Raw genomic sequence first — 15,804 nt, 5'->3', positions numbered from 1 at the left:
CCGCGGGGCGTGTGGCCCGGCCATCGGCTGTTACTGCCCGATGATCCGGGCAGCGGCGGCGCGAGCGGCTGCTGCGGGCCAGGACGACCGTTGAACGCGGGCGGTGACCATGCTGCCTTCCATGAGCAGGAAGAGCTGTTCGGAGACGCTTTCGGGAGCATCGAGCCCCGCTTCTTTCGCCAGGGTCCGAAAGATGTCGTGCATCGATTGCTTGTGACGAAGGATGACCGTGTGCGCGTCGGCGTCAACGCGCTCGGCGTCGGCGTTGATGTATGCGCACCCCTGGAAATCGTCCGAGTTGAACCACTCCTCAAGGACATCGAAGATCGCGAGAATCTTGTCGCCAGGTTCCCGGTCCGATGCCAGTACGGTGCGCTCGAAGAGCGCCTGCCACCCTTGATCGCGCCGTTCGAGCCAGGCGCATACCAGCTCCGACTTGGAGCGGAAATTGCGATACAGGGTCATCTTGGCGACACCGGCCCGCTCGACGATCGCATCCACGCCGATCGCGCCGATCCCGTGTTCGTAGAAGAGCTCCCCGGCCGCGCGGAGAAGGCGGTCGCGGGCGGATGCCTTGGCCCGGCCACCCTCTGCAGGTGACGGTTCTACGCCAATATCCTTGAACACCAGGGGGGTGGAGGGTGGCATGGGCTGTATCCGTGCGGCGGCCGTGTCCGCACCATAGTACGCCCTGAAGGCGCCTGGCATCATCAGTTCCCGTATTCCGGCATGCCCCGCGAAGCGCACCGACGGGTTGTGCCGTTCGGATCAACGGTAGCGCTCCTCCAGCAACCGCATGTGGTCCCGCCACATGGGGAGCTCCGGATGGCCGGGCCTGCGCTCTCCGAAAATGGTAAGCACCAGGTCCCCGGCAGCGTTGAAACAGTCCAGTGAGGTGATGTCGCCGTCGGCGGAAGGCCGTACCACCCGCCAGATCGCCTGGATCTCGGAGGTGCGTGCATGCAGATGGAAACGCTCGTCGAGGATGTTGATCCACTCGCCGCTACGGCGCACCCGGTGAACGGAACCCGTGAATATCTGGACCAGACCGCGGTTCGCCGTGAACGCCATGATCGGTACTGCAGTGTCCGCCACGGCATGGAGCAGGCGTTCCAGGCTGTCAGCCGGCAGCTGCCAGCACCAGCGGCCATCCATGAGTTCCACGGCGTGGAGCCGGCAGATCCCGTGACGGCGCAACACGGTACCGAACTCGTGAATATCGGTGAGGGCACTCCAGTCGCGAGCCAGCTCCTCGACATCCACGTTGCCGCCACCGCGGTCTGTCGACCGCGATAATGGCCGCTCGAACTCCAGCTCCGGGCGCTGATCCACGGCGGTGAACCGGGAGACCAACCGGTGCCACGCCGCCATGTCGGTTTCTTCCAGCGCAAAGACCTTGTGGACGGCAGCGCCGGCGCGATCGAAGAACTGCAGGCTGTAGCGCCTGTTGCGACTGGCACTGTCATCCCGTAGCGCGACGCCGTAAGCCCAGTGCCGGAAGAACGCGCGCAGGTCGATCTCCCCCAGGCAGAATCCGACGTTGCCGTTGCTCCCGGTCGTGAACTGTCCGACCGTGCCGGTGGTTTCGTGCACGACCTGGTCATTGCGTGCCAGCGTCATGACGGGGCCGAGCTGGGACAGTGCGGTATAGATGCGTTGAAACTCCGGGTCCAGCATGCGGACGCGGTGCGGCGGGTCGGTGAGCAGCAGCTCCAGCTCGGTGACGCCCAGTCGATGGGCCGCATTACGGATACGCACGCGCGGTTCCCTGTTCCGCAACCTCTGCCACGCGTTTGCCAGATCGCCCCGGCCATGATGATGGGCGGCACTGTGTGCCACCGTTCGGGCCTGGATGTCCAGTGTCATGCCGTGATCCTCCTGAGCCATGCCTTGGAAGGGTGCTCGACACCAGGTCGGCTGATTAATCCACCTGGCGCCAGCGGAGCTCCGGGTGGCCGCTGTCACCGGTCCCGTCGTAGTAGTTGATGACCTGCAGCGCATACTGCGCCGCTGCGTCCTCGTCGTGGTCGCTGTCGATCAGGTAGACGCGATAGTTGGGCCAGAGCTGGTGCTGCCCGGTCAGGTTGTAGGCGTACCAGCTGTAGGCGTCGAAGATCCCGGTGCTGGCATCCGGCTGGTAGTGACCGGCGATGGATTCCCCTGACGGCGTGACCGTTGCGCTGTCGTAGGCCTCCAGCTCCGACCATGGGAACGGGCCGAACACACCGCCATCGCCGTCACCACTGACGCCACTGTTGCTGCGAAGGTAAAAGTCCTGGCCCTGGAACCCGATCTGTATATCCCAGTCGACACCCGAGCAATCGGCGGTGGCGTCCGAGTCAACGTCGAAACAGAGATCACCGCCCCCGCCTGGAAGGCTGCCGGTGAACACCGCGGTTTCGGTGAACTGCTGGGTATTCGGCACCTGGACGTCGAACTCGAAACGGAAATGCTCGACGCCGTCTCCGGCCCGGGAATCGAAGTCCAGTTCGGTAATGCGGACCCGGGCGTAGCTGTCACCGGTCCCGGAGCGCAGCAACCAGCCGTTGTCCGGGTCCGGCTGGAACTCGCCGGTTGCGAAGTCGTAGATGTACCAGTCGTCACCGAATTCGGTGGTGATGCTGTCCAGGACCCAGTCGCCGCTGTCGACGGCGTCCACCGGGGCGAGCAGGGCGTCGAGGGTGTCGGCGGCGCCGGTGTTGGTGAATACGCTGGCATTGGGTGTGCCGTCCTCGTTATAGAAACTCGCCTGGCCGTCCAGGAGTGCCCCCTGTACCCGTCCGGGGCCGGAGGTGCCACCGTTGAGGCTGATCTGGTGACGCTGGAGCGCGATGTCCCACGCCTCGGAATCGGCGGCTTCTCCAGCGCTCAGCGTCAACACCTCCCCGGTGCTCAGGTCCACATGCACCGGCTCATCGTGGTCGCTGGCGTCGAACTGGCGGACCTGGACGTCCTCCGGCTGCACGCCATCGTTGTCGTCGCCCGCGCCGCTACCGGACGACGAACCGCCGAAGCAGCCGTTGAGCAGTGAGGCGCATGCGATGCAGAAGACGGTGGTGGCGCTGGTTCTCGTTGTCATGGTGTCAACTCCTTGTCGATGGACCTGCCGGCTGTGCCCATGTCCGGTCTCCTTCAATGCGCGCCGCCGAATTCGTAACGGGCTCCCAGATAGGCGAACGCGCCTGTAACCGGGCGGAAATCGTCCGGGTCGCCGAAATCCCGCTGGGTATCGAAGACGTTGTCGACACCGCCGAAGAGGTGCAGGCGGGGTGTCGCCCGGAGGTTCATGCCGACGTCCACGGTGGTCCATCCGGGCGAGCGGCTGTCGTCGTGCTCGCTATCGACCTGCTCACTGCTTTGGTAGCGGGCGCGCAGATTGACGTCGATCCGGTCGCTGGTCTGCCAGTTGATCCCGAAGCGTCCCTGGTGACGGGGCTGGCGGGTGAGCTCACGACCGCTTTCGCGGTCCTCGGTATCGGTAAAGGTGTAGCCGGTGTTCAATTCCAGGGTCGGGCTGACACGCACGTTCGCTACCGTCTCCACGCCCTGTGTGATGGCCCTGTCCACATTGGCGTAACGAAACTCCTGAACACCGTCTCCCCGGATGGTGGCGTTGCCGCTGTCGACCTGGATCAGATTGCGAAGCCGGTTGTGGAACAGGTTGACCTCGAACCACGCCTGCTGTCGCCAGTCCATGGACCAGCCCAACTGGTAGCTGTCCGAAGCCTCCGGTTCGAGATCCGGGTTACCCAGGACCACATACCCGAGCTGGCTGTGATCGAAGCGGTAGTGGCGTTCCTTGAGGTCGGGCACACGGTAGCCCTGCCCCCAGCCGAGGCGCAGGGTGCCGTGCCAGTCAGCGGTTCTCAGGGCGTGCCAGCGGAGATTGGCCTTGCCGGCCGTGTGACTGCCGAAGTCGGAGTCATCCTGAAAGCGCAGGCCGAGTAACAGTTCCACCGTCGAGCCGAGGAAGATGTCGTCCTGCACATACAGCTCGTCACTCCCCCGGGAGACCCCTCCCGTTCCTTCCAGCTCGGAGATACCGTCCTTGGTCTGGGAGAGGGTCTCCCGCCGCAGGTCACCCCCCACTTGCAGGAAGTGGTTATCGACGGGAGGCAAGTCCGCCTGCAGGGTGACATGATCCTGGTCGAGCTTCGCGCGGCGATCATCGAAGGAGGTTCCGCCGGCGTGCTTCAGGGTGTCGCTCCGGAAACGCTCCGTCATGCCGTTGATCTGGATGCCGGCGCCGTTGTCCCACCCCCATCGCCCCCCGGCGGTGACACGGTCACGGCGCACGTCCTCGACACCGCGCTGACGGATCTGTTGCCCGGGAAGCTGCCGGAGATAGCGACTCTCGCTATCCTCCTGGAATCGGCTTCCGTGCAGGTAGAACCGGCCGGCAGGGGAGGGGTGCCACTCGGCCCGGGCATCGATCTGGTCCCGGTCGACGGCGTCCGCCGGCTGCCCCCAGCTGCTGGTGTCCGGGTCGACCCCGTCGGTTTCCCGCCGGTCTGCGGCGACGCGGAGGCGCAGTGCGTCCGTTCCCGCGTCCATCCGTGCACTGCCCCTGCGTCTGGCGGCGTCCACCGAGCGTCCGGAGGGATTCTGGTCTCCGTAGGTGCCGAGGTCGCCCTGGACCATCCCGGACAGTCCCGGCTGGACGTCCCGGGTAATCACGTTGATGACCCCGCCCATGGCAGCGCTGCCGTGCTGGGCTGAGGTCGCCCCTTTGACGATTTCGACGTGTTCGACTTCCGTGAGCGCGAGCTGCGTCACGTCCACGGTCGAGCCGGTACTGGCGCTGACCGGCAGGCCGTCCACGAGGACCAGCACCTGATTGCCACCCAGCCCCTGCAGGGAAACGGATTCACCCGGTTTGCCGTGAATCTCCCGGAGCTGGATACCGGGCACGTTCTCCAGAGCGTCCCCGAGGCTGCGTGCATGGGTGCGCGCCATTTCCTCCCTCGATACCACCTCTGTCCGAACGGGTGTGTCCAGAACGGGGCGGGGTGTCCGTGTCCCGGTAACCACCAGTGTGTCCAGGCCTGTCACGGCCGCCTGCTCACCGGTGGACCCCAGGGCCACCGAGGGCAGGGTGGCGAGGCATATCGCGGTGGAGAGGCCGAGCGCTGTTGCCGGGAAGCACACCGGGTGCCTTGCGGAGTTCACTGTCGATCCCTGATGGTTGAACACGAATGAGACGCATTTTCTACTGACAGCAACGGTCTGTCAATGAGAATCATTCGCATTCAGGTTCTCCGGTTCAAGGGGCAACCGGCACGCTGCCCGGTGCGTCTCTGCAGGCGTTGTGGGCGCGCCGGTCCCGGCGGCGCACGCCTGGGCCGCCTCTGATACATTGCTGCAATGACTGCAAGCAACCCAGATACGCACTCCCTTCCGAGGCTTTACGCCGCGCTGCGCGACGCCGGGGTGTCGCTGCTGGAGGGCAGCGCCCGCCTCGCCCTGGGCACGGATACCGCCGGTTCCGTGCGCGTGCCGGCGGCCATGACCGGCGTCGCCGGCATGCCCGTGGGCCTTCAGCTTCTGGCAGGGCCGTGGCGGGAGGCACACCTGCTACGCCTGGGTGCCAGCCTGGAGGGTGTGCTCGGGCGAGGTGCCGACCTGCCGGGCTATCCCCGGTGATCGGTGCACTGTCCGGCGAGGGGCTATTGAGGGTGGCCCGCACTGCCCCGTGGCAGTGCGGGCCGGTCGTGATTACTCGGGGGTGACGCGGTAGATCTCACCCTCGTCACGGGCCACGTACAGGTTGCCGTCCGGCCCCTGCACAAGGGAGCGGAACCGGCCCGGACCCATGGGCAGATCCATGGTGGTAACCTCCACCGACAGGGCGTCATCGGCGATGTCGAGGACGTCGATCCGGTGCCCCTCGGCGGTGTCGCCGAACCCGATACCCAGGAAGCCAACCGCCATGCGGCCGTCCCAGTCCTTCCACTGGGAGCCGGTGAGGAACACGGCGGATGACATGCCCTGGGAGAGGCCGTCATTGGTCCAGGCCGGGCGGATGGCGTCCGGGTACTGCTCCAGGTCCGTCATGGGCATGTAGGCCATGCGTTCCTCCGCGTCCATGCCCTCCATCTGGTTCGGCATGTAGCCGCAGTAGTCGTCGGGGCAGTCACCACGGCCGGCGACATTGGGGCGCGGATCCCAGCCGGCGTTGCCGCCCGCCGTCAGCGCCTTCACCTCGTCGGAATGCCAGGGGCCGTGCTCTGCCACGAACGGCGTGTCGGTGCCGGGCTGGAAGGCGATGCCCTGCACGTTGCGGTGACCGTAGGTGAAGATGCGCGGGTCGAAATCGCCGCCCTCGTTGTTGTCGGGCGCCGCTTCGCCGTCACGGTCCACGCGCAGCACCTTGCCGCCCAGGCTGGTGGGGTCCTGCGGGATTTCACCGTTGTGGTTATCCCCGGTGGTGACATACAGGTAGCCATCGCCCGGGCTGAAGCGGATGCGCCCGCCGTTGTGGGCGCCGGCATCGCCGAACGGGTGGTCGCTCTCCTCCTGCTTGTAGGGAATGTCCTCGATGATGTCGACCCGGTCCGACACCTCGGTGAGGTCGTCGTTGACCGTCAGCCGGATCACGCGGTTGGTGTGAGGCGTCTCGAGATTCGATGCCGAATAGACGTAGATGTAGCGGTTCTCGTCGAAGTCCGGATCGATGGCGACACCGTTCATGCCCGCCTGGCCGTAGCAGAACAGGTCGTCCGCGGTCCTGGCGTAGTCTTCGGTGTCTTCCATGCCGAGCAGGGCGTTGACGTCGCCGTCGGGAAGCCGGACTGACAGGCCCCGGCACTTCTCGGTAAAGAACATGGTTTCATCGGGCAGAAAGGCCATGTCCCACGGGTCCGAGAGGTCGGACATGACGGTCTCGTAGCTCAGGCTCGGCACGTCGGCATCCGAGTCGTCGGCCACCGCAACACCGTGAACCATGGCAGAAGCCACAAGGGCTCCCAGCGATACTTTGGTGATATGGCGAATCATGGGTGTTCTCCTCCAACAGTTGGACTTCTTTTTGTCGTGCGACTTGCAGTGATGCACGCCGGCGGGTCGGGGCGGGGCAGGGCGTCTCGGCCCGTCCATGACGCCGGCGGTAACGGCCCGGCGTTACTGGAATTCCCCGGAAATATAGGCCGACAGGTTGGCGATCTCATCATCCGAGAGTTCAGCGGCGTGGGGTGCCATCAAGGCGGTGTTCGACCCCACGCGGTCGCCTGCGCGGTACTGCTCGAGACGCTCGGCGATGTAGTCGGCACTGCGGCCGGTCAGGGAGGGGAAGCTTCCCATGCCCCGCCCGGCGCTGCCGTGGCAGCTTGCGCAGGACTCTGCGTAAAGCGTTTCCCCCGCGGAGATGTCCTCCGCCAGTGCCGGCGCGGTGACCAGTGCCAGAGCCGTGCCGATCATGAGAAGCGTGTGTCTGTGCATTAAAGGGCCCACCCGTTGGTTGTCATTGAGAATGATCGTGCGCCCTGAACGGCCAACCGCGCGGTGTTCCGGGCGCCCTCTGTTTTTAAAGTAGTTGATATCCGGGTGGATTCACTGCTGCAACGCGGAAAACTCCGCTTCGCTTGGCGTTGGCGTCGAACGGAAGCGTTGAACCAGAAATAGTAACGTTATAACATCGCACAACACTAGCAGGAGGTTTCAGGATGGTCGTACCGCAACATACCGCGCTGGGGCTCGCCGCCGTGGCGCGGCTTGTCTGCGTCCTGCCGGTGGTTGCCCTGCTGTGGTGCAGCGTGTACTGGGCAATGGGTTAGGGGCCGGGCAATGGCTGCAATCGAACTGCAGGATCTGACCGTGTGTTATCACCGCCATCCGGCGGTGCACCACGTGAGCGGGCGTTTCGACGCGGGTTCGCTGACGGCGCTGGTCGGGCCCAATGGGGCCGGCAAGACTACGCTGCTCAAGACCATCGCCGGCCTGATGCGCCCGGAATCGGGCCGGGTGGAGCGAAGCATCTCCGGTGGCCCGCTTGCCTATCTTCCGCAGCAGGCGGAGGTCGACCGCACGTTCCCCGTGCGTGTGATGGACATGGTGGAGCTGGGGTTCTGGCGCCGGCTCGGTGTTTTCGGTGGTGTGTCGGCACGCCAGCGCCGTCAGGCGGCCGATGCGCTGGCGGCGGTGGGCCTGAGCGGGTTCGAGGGGCGCTCCATCGCATCCCTGTCGGCGGGCCAGTTCCAGCGCGTTCTGTTCGCCCGTGTGCTCCTGCAGGACGCCGCCCTGATCCTGCTCGACGAGCCGTTCAACGCCATCGACGCGCGCACGACCGCCGACCTGCTCCGCGTGGTGTCCCGCTGGCATGGCGAGGGGCGGACGGTGATCGCGGTACTGCACGACCTGGAACAGGTGAAGGCCCACTTTCCCCGCACGCTGCTGATGGCCCGCACGGCGGTGGACTGGGGCGAGACAGCACAGGTGCTGCGCGCCGGAAACCTCTTTCGGGCGCGACAGATGGCCGAGGCCTGGGATGACTCGGCCGCCGAATGCACCCGGGAGTCCGCTGCCTGATGGTGGAGCTCCTGTTCCTGCCCTTTGCCGAGTTCGGGTTCATGGCGCGGGCCCTTGTCGCCTGCATGGCCGTCGGGCTCGGCGCGGCGCCCATCGGTGTCCTGCTGGTGCTGCGCCGGATGAGCCTGGTGGGCGACGCCATGGCCCACGCGGTGCTGCCCGGGGTTGCCATCGGCTTTCTGCTTGCCGGCTTCTCGGTTGCGGCCATGACCGCGGGGGGCGTGGTGGCCGGGCTGCTGGTCGCCCTGCTCGCAGGGGGCGTCCACCGGTTTACCGGTCAGCGCGAGGACGCGAGCTTTGCCGCCTTCTACCTGATCGCCATGGCCGTGGGTGTGCTCCTGATCTCCGTGCGAGGTTCGAATACCGATCTCGTCCACGTGCTCTTCGGCAACCTGCTGGCGGTGGATGATGCCGGGCTGTTGCTCGTGGCGTCCGTGGCCACCGCCACCATCGTGGCCGTGGCGCTGTTCTTCCGTGGGCTCGTGACCGAATGCCTGGACCCGGAGTACCTGCGCGCCTGCGGTAGCCCCGGGGGCCTGTATCACGGGCTGTTCCTGGGGCTGGTGGTGCTCAACCTGGTCGCGGGGTTCCACGCCCTGGGCACGCTCATGGCGGTCGGCCTGATGATGTTGCCGGCCGCGGCGGCCCGGTACTGGGCAGGGACCGTGGCCGGCCTCATGGCCGCCGCCGCGGCGCTGGCACTGCTCAGCGCCTGGGCGGGACTGCTGCTTTCCTACCACCTGGGTGCCGCATCGGGGCCGGCGGTGGTGCTGGTGGCCGGTATGGGCTACGCCATCTCCGTGCTGTTCGGCCCCCACGGCGGACTGATCACTCGACTGCGACTCCGCCGCCACCTGGAAGCCTGATGATGCGATTGTCGATTCTGATGCTCTTGCTCCTTGTGAGCGCGCCGCTCTTGGCTGGCGAGGTGCGCGTGGTGACAAGCTTTACCATCGTCGCGGACATCACCCGCGAGGTGGGCGGCGAGCGGGTCGCGGTTACCTCGCTCGTGGGTCCGGATGGCGACAGCCACGCCTTCGAGCCGGCGCCGGCGCATGCACGGAAGATCACCGAGGCTGATCTTGTGGTGCGCAACGGGCTTGGATTCGAGGGCTGGATGGATCGGTTGCTGGACGTAGCGGGTGGCTCAGCCCGCGTGGTGACCGCCTCCCGCGGTGTCGATGCCATCGACGCCGGCGATCATGCTCACGATCACCATCACGACGACGGGCACAGCCACGGTGATACAGACCCCCACGCGTGGCTGGACGTCGCCCGCGCCAGGACCTATGTGCGCAACATCCGTGATGGCTTGAAAGCGGTGGATCCCGACCATGCCGAGACGTACGCGGAGCGGGCCGACGCGTATCTGGACGTGCTTGAGGCGCTGGATGACCAAATCCGGGAGACGCTCGCCGCAGTTCCCCGGGAGCGGCGGCGCATCCTGACCAGCCACGCCGCCTTCGGCTATTTCGAAGACGCCTACGGCATCGAGTTTCTCTCGCCCCGTGGCCTCAGCACCGAAGCGGAACCGTCTGCCGCCGAGGTGGCGGAACTGGTGCGCGAGGCGCGCGCACACCGGGTCGCCGCGCTGCTGCCGGATAATCTGACCGACGCCCGGCTGTTGCACCGGATTGCCGAAGAGAGCGACATGACGGTGGGCCCGACACTCTACTCGGATGCGCTGTCGCCCGAGGATGGCCCGGCGCCGACCTACACGCGCATGATGGAGCACAACGCCGGGGTCATCGCTGAGGCGCTGGAGGCAGACCCCTGACGTCAGGCACGCGTGATGGCGTAGTCCCAGAGATTCCGCAGGGCATCGGCATCGATGCCCTCACCGATGCAGACGATGGCGGTCCCGGAGACATCCCGGGGCCAGGCGGGGAGCCGGCCCGGTGGATACTGCAGGCCCCGCACGGCGTGGACCACCACCGGTCGCTCGGGGTCGGTACGTGCCAGCACGACGCCCTTGAGCCGCAACAGGCGCGGGCCCAGCAGGTCACACGCGGTATCCAGGAATGCCTCCAGCTCCGCCAGCCCCAGCGGCTCGCCATGCTCCAGCAACACCGCGGTGATGTGGTCGTGGTGGGCGGCTTCCTGGTGGCCGCCGGCCATCAGGGGCGACACGGTGTCGGCAGGACCAGTGGCCGGCACCAGGCTTTCGAGCTGCAACCAGTCGCGGACGGTGTCCTGCGCCCGGGCGACCAGCCCGTGCTCGATGAGCGCCGGAGGGTCGGGCGGGCCCGAGGCGTCGGAACGCAGCACCGGTGCGGAGATCCCCCGTGCGGCGAGCGCCTGTTCCGCGACAGCGGCCGCCTGCGGGGAGATCCGGTCGGTCTTGGTCAGCACGATCTGATCGGCCATGGCGGCCTGGCGGCGCGCCTCGGGGTGGGCGTCCAGGGTCTGTTCGCCGTGTTCGGCGTCGATCAGGGTCACGACCCCGCCGAGCCGGGTCTCCGTGGCGAGCAACGGGTCGCGCAGCAGGACCTGCACCACCGGCCCCGGGTCGGCCAGCCCGGTGGTCTCGATGAGGACGCGCCGGAAGCGTGGTATCTCGCCCTGCGCCGCCCGCTGGAACAGTCGTCGCAGGGTGCCGACCAGGTCGCCCTGGAGGCTGCAGCAGATGCACCCCTGGCCCAGGGTGACGACCTCCTCGTCACCACCCTCGATCAGCCAGTGGTCCAGGTCCACGGCCCCGAACTCGTTGATGATCACTGCCGTCTCGGTCAGTTCCGGGTGGTGCAACAGGTGGTTCAGCAGCGTGGTCTTGCCGGCACCCAGAAAACCGGTAAGGACCGTGACAGGAACAGGGTGGGGCATGGGGTGGCCTCCCGGGCGGCGTCTGTCGTCCTGGCGAAATCAGTTACAACATAACATTACCGCGTCCAGTGGGCGGGGAGCGTGTACGCCCCCGGTGCGCTAACGCCCCTGCGCTCCCCGGCGGAGCCAGTCGTGCACGAATGCGAGCTTGTGGCGCGCCGTGTCCGACAGCACGAAGGGGTAGAGGTCTTCCAGGCCCATGGAGCGGTTGACGTTGTTCACGCCGACCGCGATGGATGCCGCCACATGGATCAGTCGCTCGGGGTCCGGCTCCGCGTAAGGGTCCCACCCGGCGCCGGGCAGCTCGGGTGCGGTGAGGCCCGCGGCCACGAAGCTGTCGGTGATGTCGGTCAGATGCAGCAGGTGCGCGGCTGTCTCGGCCCAGTCCTCGTGGGGATGAGCGGAGGCGTAGGTGGTGAGAAAGCGTTGCTTCCAGTCAGGCGGCGGGCCGTGATGATAGTGCTGCTGCAGCGCGGCGGGGTAGTCCGCGCGCTCGTCACCGAACACGCTGCGGAACGCATCCAGGAAGTCGGTGCGCAGGCTGAGCCGCCACCAGAGCATGTGCGCGATCTCGTGGCGCATGTGGCCGATCATGGTCCGGAAGGGCTCTTCCAGTGCCTCTCTGCGGGTCGTGCGCAGCACAGGGTCCGCTTCCGCCACGCTGATCGTCACCACACCCTCGGCGTGCCCCATCTGCACCGGTGTGGGCCCCTCCGCGAGCATGTGAAACACGGGGCGCGCGCCCGGGTCCTCCGGCCGGAACCAGTGCCACCGCCCGAGGTTGTCGAGCACCCAGCGCTTGGCGGCTTCCGTCTGCGCCCAGTTCGCAATGGCATTGGGCACGGACGGATCCGGCGCCAGCGCCGTCATCGCGCAGGAGCGGCAGAATGCCCCCTGTTCGGGCGCAATCCAGTTGCAGCCGATCACGTCGCGGTTCACGCAGAAGGGCGGCATGGGCAGGAACGCCCGCGCCTGCGGATCGTAGGCCACCGGGGTACCGTCGGCCGTGGCCAGGTTGTCGAACCACAGCGACCCGGAGCCGACGGGATTGGCGAAGACACGCATAGGGTGAGGTCTCCGGAAGCGGGACCGGCAATGCGCCGGAGTGGCATCCGATTCTTCTCTCTCCCCGAACCCGGGTCAAGAAGGGCCCGGGTCATGCGGCCCCTCGGTGCCGAGGTCCTGAACCTGGCATCATCGATTAGAGTTATGTTATAACGTAATCTAAGAGTTCTTCGGTAAGAGACTGATCGGGCAATGGAGGTTCGCAAGGTGCACAAGCGCGCAGTGGCGCCGCAGGAAGGACATGCGTGTGTGACGGGGACGGCGTGCGGTGTCCTGGATGAAGTCCTGACAAGCGGCGTGAACATGGCCATCTGGCGTCGTTCTTCGGTTCATCCCCTGAACATGGAAATCGACACCCTGGTGGACCCGGGCTGGGCTGACACCATTGAGCAGACAACCGCGGTGACGGAGACCGGCCGTGCGCTCACGCGCGCTCTGAATGCGGCGGGCCTTGATGCCGCCTTGCTGGCGCACTGGATTCGGGATATGTCCGGTCTTGCGGCCGTCTTCGCGAGGGTCGCAGGGGCATCCGCGCTGCGGATTCGTATCGAGGCCCTGGGCGACACCATGTGCCCGCGATTCCACGTTGATCGCAATACCCTGCGACTCCTGTGTACCTATCGCGGTCCGGCGACGGAATGGTTGAGCAACGACCAGGTCGACCGTCGCGCCCTTGCCAGTGGGCGCCCGAACGAGGAGGTGATGCGTTTCGGGCCGGCGCAGCGGCTGGAGCCTCTGTGGGTGGGCGTCATGAAGGGGAGCCGCTTCCCCGGCAACGAAGGCAATGGCCTCGTGCATCGTTCCCCGCCGGTCGAGGACCCGGGTTTTACCCGGATCCTGTTCTGCCTCGACGCCTGCGAGAGCGCCAGAGAAGGCGTCACGACATGAGTGTGCCGTCCGGAGAGCCGGGAGACATCAGTGAGGCAGAACTCCTGAACATGCCCGATCACGAATACATGGGGCGCGAGCAACTGGCGTTCTTCCGCAAGCTTCTCCTGGAGCAGCGCCGGGAGCTCCTGGAAGCCGCCGACGCCAGCATCAATGAACTCAGGGAACGTCCCGTGTTCCCGGACGATGCGGATCGCGCCAGCTCCGAGGAGGAGTTCACGCTGTTACTGCGGCTGCGCGACCGGGAGCGCAAGCTTCTGCCCAAGATCAACCAGGCCCTGAGTCGCATCGACCAGGGGACCTACGGCTGGTGCGAGCAGACAGGTGAACCCATTGGTCTCCGGCGCCTGCTGGCGCGTCCCACGGCGACGTTGAGCGTCGAAGGACAGGAACTCAAGGAGGCCCGGGAGCGGCACTACACCAAGTAACTCCGCAGTAATCGCCCTTGGTGTGGGGCAATTCGCACCCGAGGGTTGTCTCCTCATCCCCGTTTCCCGGTACTCAATCAACAAAAAGCAACGATATAACATAATTATCTTTAATAACCTGATCGTCCAGGAGGGCAGTCATGAGACATCGTCCAGGCATTCTGCCGCCCATGGTGGCCGGTTCACTACTGCTCGGCCTCGTGTCCGGAGTACAGGCCGGCGACGCGTCGAACACCCCCGCGATCCATGCCATTGAACCCATGGTGGTCACGGCAACTCGTTCCGCCATCCGCAGGGAAGAGGCGCCATCCGGGTATACGGAGATCACCCGTGAGGATGTGGAGCGCAAACCGGCGACCTCCCTGGCCGATCTGCTGCAGGACGTGCCGGGACTGGCCGTGGACAACGAGCAGGACGGCCGCAGCCAGATCCGTATTCGCGGCTTCGAGCCGTCGCAGACCCTGATCCTGATCAACGGCCGTCGCATCAACAATACCGACGAACTCATCGGCCACAGTGATTTCCGCCTGACACAGATCCCCACCTCGGCCATCGAACGCATCGAGGTGGTCCGCGGGCCGTTATCCACGCTTTACGGCTCCGATGCGCTCGGTGGTGTGGTCAACGTCATCGTCCAGCCGCCGGATGACGAATGGACCGGCCGCGTCCAGGCGCGGGTGGGTGCGACCGATCCGCGCCCGGGTGGCGAGGAGCGGAATCTGTCGCTCTATACCGCAGGCCCCCTCGGGGAGAACACAGGTGCCCTGCTGAGCCTGGATGTTCTGGATCGCAACGGGTCCCTGAATCCCGATGATGAGGGTGTCGACGAGATTGAAGGCCGGGAGGCGATTACCGGTTACGGCAGCGTCTTCCACCGGCCGGCACCCGGCCACGAGATCGAGGTGTTCTTCAATGGCGTGGACGACCGGCGTCGCGCGCGGCGCGGCGAGGACGACACCCGGCGCCTCGATATCTTCCGTTACAGCACCGGTGCCCGGTATGACCTGGAGGCCGGCCCCTGGGACGCCCGCGCCGATGTCTATCGCTCCCGTAGCACGACCGAGGCGCTGCACCTGGACCGTGAAGAGGAGCATACCGACGACATCATCGACCTGAGCGCCACCCGCTACTGGGGGCAGGGGCAACAGCTCACGGTGGGTGCCGACTTCCGCCGGGAGAGCTTCTGGCGCGAGCGCGAGGGCGAGCGGGAGTTCGACGATACGGTGAACCACCGCGGGGCGCTGCTGCAGAACCGCAGCGACCTGCTGGATGAGCGGCTGATCGTCACCTTCGGTGCCCGCGCCGACGATCACACCCAGTACTCCGGTGAGATCAGCCCCAGCGCCGGCGTCGTTTACAGCCTGACCGACACCACCCGGCTGAAGGCCGATTACGGCCGCGGCTTCAGCGCGCCGGATCTGCGTCGCTCCTCCGGCACCTACGACTTCCGGTTCACCACCATCCCGCTGCGGATCATCGGCAATCAGGATCTTGAGCCGGAGCGCAGCGACAGTTTCAGCCTGGGGCTCGAGCATGACGACGGCCGGCGCGAGTACGGCTTCACCGTGTTCCGCAACAACATCAAGGACCTCATCGACACCCGCTGCATCGAGAACTGTGATGGCGGCAGCATGGACGACCCGGAGGTCCGCGAGTACCAGAACGTGGACCGGGCGCGGACCCAGGGCGTGGAGCTGAATGCCGGTTACCGGTTCGACCAGGGCGTGCTGCTGCGGGCCAACTACACCTACCTCCACGCCGAGGACCGCGGGACCGGCGAGCGGCTGGAGGGGCGTCCCCGGCAGCGCTTCAACCTGCTCACCGAGGCCGTCGCGTGGCGTGGCGCCACCGCCCACGTGCGCACCGAGTATATCGGCTCCCAGCGTCGCGGGGACGACCGCACGCGTGACTACACGCTGCTCCACCTCGGCCTGAACCAGGAGCTGGCCCAAGGGCTTTCCGTCCGGGCCGGCATCGACAATGTCACCGACCAGCGGCTGGCGGACATCGACGACGCCTACACCAACGAGATCCGCGGCCGGTTCTACCACACCTCCGTGAACTGGGAGTTCTGAGC

General features: G+C 66.4%; 15 protein-coding genes. 7 read left to right on the top strand and 8 right to left on the bottom strand.

Translation table 11 applies throughout. The features are described from left to right. Positions 1–30: 30 nt before the first annotated feature. The 4 genes from BMZ02_RS09300 to BMZ02_RS09280 all read right to left on the bottom strand — a co-directional run bounded on the left by BMZ02_RS09300 (position 31) and on the right by BMZ02_RS09280 (position 5,169). A complete protein-coding gene (locus BMZ02_RS09300) occupies positions 31–648 on the bottom strand; it encodes a TetR/AcrR family transcriptional regulator (protein WP_171909877.1) in 618 nt (205 codons plus the stop codon). A 120-nt stretch (positions 649–768) separates the two neighbouring features. Further along, positions 769–1,866: a hemin-degrading factor gene (locus BMZ02_RS18805; protein WP_171909876.1), complete on the bottom strand. Its 1,098-nt coding sequence runs from the start codon at positions 1,864–1,866 to the stop codon at positions 769–771. 55 nt (positions 1,867–1,921) lie between these two features. Beyond that, positions 1,922–3,079 carry an HmuY family protein gene (locus BMZ02_RS09285; RefSeq protein ID WP_091642617.1) on the bottom strand — a complete coding sequence of 386 codons (1,158 nt, stop codon included), beginning with the start codon at positions 3,077–3,079 and terminating at the stop codon, positions 1,922–1,924. A gap of 53 nt (positions 3,080–3,132) precedes the next feature. Next, the gene (locus tag BMZ02_RS09280) at positions 3,133–5,169 is read right to left on the bottom strand and encodes a TonB-dependent receptor plug domain-containing protein (protein WP_216110781.1); all 2,037 of its coding nucleotides are present in this window, start codon (positions 5,167–5,169) and stop codon (positions 3,133–3,135) included. A 195-nt stretch (positions 5,170–5,364) separates the two neighbouring features. On the opposite strand from BMZ02_RS09280, the gene BMZ02_RS09275 reads away from it, so the two are divergent. Continuing rightward, a complete protein-coding gene (locus BMZ02_RS09275) occupies positions 5,365–5,643 on the top strand; it encodes an amidase family protein (protein WP_139209182.1) in 279 nt (92 codons plus the stop codon). 72 nt (positions 5,644–5,715) lie between these two features. On the opposite strand, the gene BMZ02_RS09270 is transcribed toward BMZ02_RS09275, so the two are convergent. Then, positions 5,716–6,996, bottom strand: coding sequence for a PQQ-dependent sugar dehydrogenase (locus tag BMZ02_RS09270; RefSeq protein WP_091642612.1), 1,281 nt, complete (start codon positions 6,994–6,996; stop codon positions 5,716–5,718). A gap of 123 nt (positions 6,997–7,119) precedes the next feature. Continuing rightward, positions 7,120–7,437, bottom strand: a complete 318-nt coding sequence (locus tag BMZ02_RS09265) for a c-type cytochrome (RefSeq protein ID WP_091642609.1) — start codon at positions 7,435–7,437, stop codon at positions 7,120–7,122. A gap of 345 nt (positions 7,438–7,782) precedes the next feature. Between BMZ02_RS09265 and aztA the strand changes: the two genes are divergently transcribed. The 3 genes from aztA (at position 7,783) to BMZ02_RS09250 (ending at position 10,300) form a co-directional block, all read left to right on the top strand. Then, positions 7,783–8,523 (top strand): zinc ABC transporter ATP-binding protein AztA, encoded by a 741-nt coding sequence (aztA, locus tag BMZ02_RS09260; protein ID WP_091642606.1) that lies wholly within the window; start codon positions 7,783–7,785, stop codon positions 8,521–8,523. Then, entirely contained in the window at positions 8,523–9,389 is an 867-nt protein-coding gene (locus tag BMZ02_RS09255; RefSeq protein WP_091642603.1) for a metal ABC transporter permease, read from the top strand. Before aztA ends, BMZ02_RS09255 begins: the two co-directional genes overlap by 1 nt. Positions 9,390–9,460: 71 nt before the next feature. Continuing rightward, a complete protein-coding gene (locus tag BMZ02_RS09250) occupies positions 9,461–10,300 on the top strand; it encodes a metal ABC transporter solute-binding protein, Zn/Mn family (RefSeq protein WP_216110779.1) in 840 nt (279 codons plus the stop codon). Between the two features lie 2 nt (positions 10,301–10,302). On the opposite strand, the gene BMZ02_RS09245 is transcribed toward BMZ02_RS09250, so the two are convergent. Together BMZ02_RS09245 and BMZ02_RS09240 are read right to left on the bottom strand one after the other, a co-directional pair. Next, complete coding sequence (locus BMZ02_RS09245) at positions 10,303–11,346, bottom strand: CobW family GTP-binding protein (RefSeq protein WP_091642600.1); 1,044 nt, start codon at positions 11,344–11,346, stop codon at positions 10,303–10,305. Positions 11,347–11,445: 99 nt separating this feature from the next. Further along, entirely contained in the window at positions 11,446–12,411 is a 966-nt protein-coding gene (locus BMZ02_RS09240; RefSeq protein WP_091642597.1) for a zinc-binding metallopeptidase family protein, read from the bottom strand. Positions 12,412–12,603: 192 nt separating this feature from the next. Here BMZ02_RS09240 and BMZ02_RS09235 point away from each other — a divergent pair, with 192 nt between their 5' ends. From BMZ02_RS09235 to BMZ02_RS09225, 3 genes are all read left to right on the top strand, one after another. After that, positions 12,604–13,299, top strand: a complete 696-nt coding sequence (locus BMZ02_RS09235) for a DUF1826 domain-containing protein (protein WP_091642594.1) — start codon at positions 12,604–12,606, stop codon at positions 13,297–13,299. Beyond that, on the top strand, positions 13,296–13,727 hold the full coding sequence (dksA, locus tag BMZ02_RS09230) for an RNA polymerase-binding protein DksA (protein WP_091642591.1): 432 nt from the start codon (positions 13,296–13,298) through the stop codon (positions 13,725–13,727). The genes BMZ02_RS09235 and dksA overlap by 4 nt, the downstream gene beginning before the upstream one ends. 140 nt (positions 13,728–13,867) lie before the next feature. Continuing rightward, entirely contained in the window at positions 13,868–15,802 is a 1,935-nt protein-coding gene (locus BMZ02_RS09225; protein WP_091642589.1) for a TonB-dependent receptor plug domain-containing protein, read from the top strand. The last annotated feature ends 2 nt before the right edge of the window (positions 15,803–15,804 follow it).

It is taken from the genome of Aquisalimonas asiatica (assembly GCF_900110585.1).
Lineage (GTDB): Bacteria > Pseudomonadota > Gammaproteobacteria > Nitrococcales > Aquisalimonadaceae > Aquisalimonas > Aquisalimonas asiatica.
The sequence above is the reverse complement of the archived record's forward strand: the minus strand, read 5'-3'. Positions and strand labels throughout refer to the sequence as shown.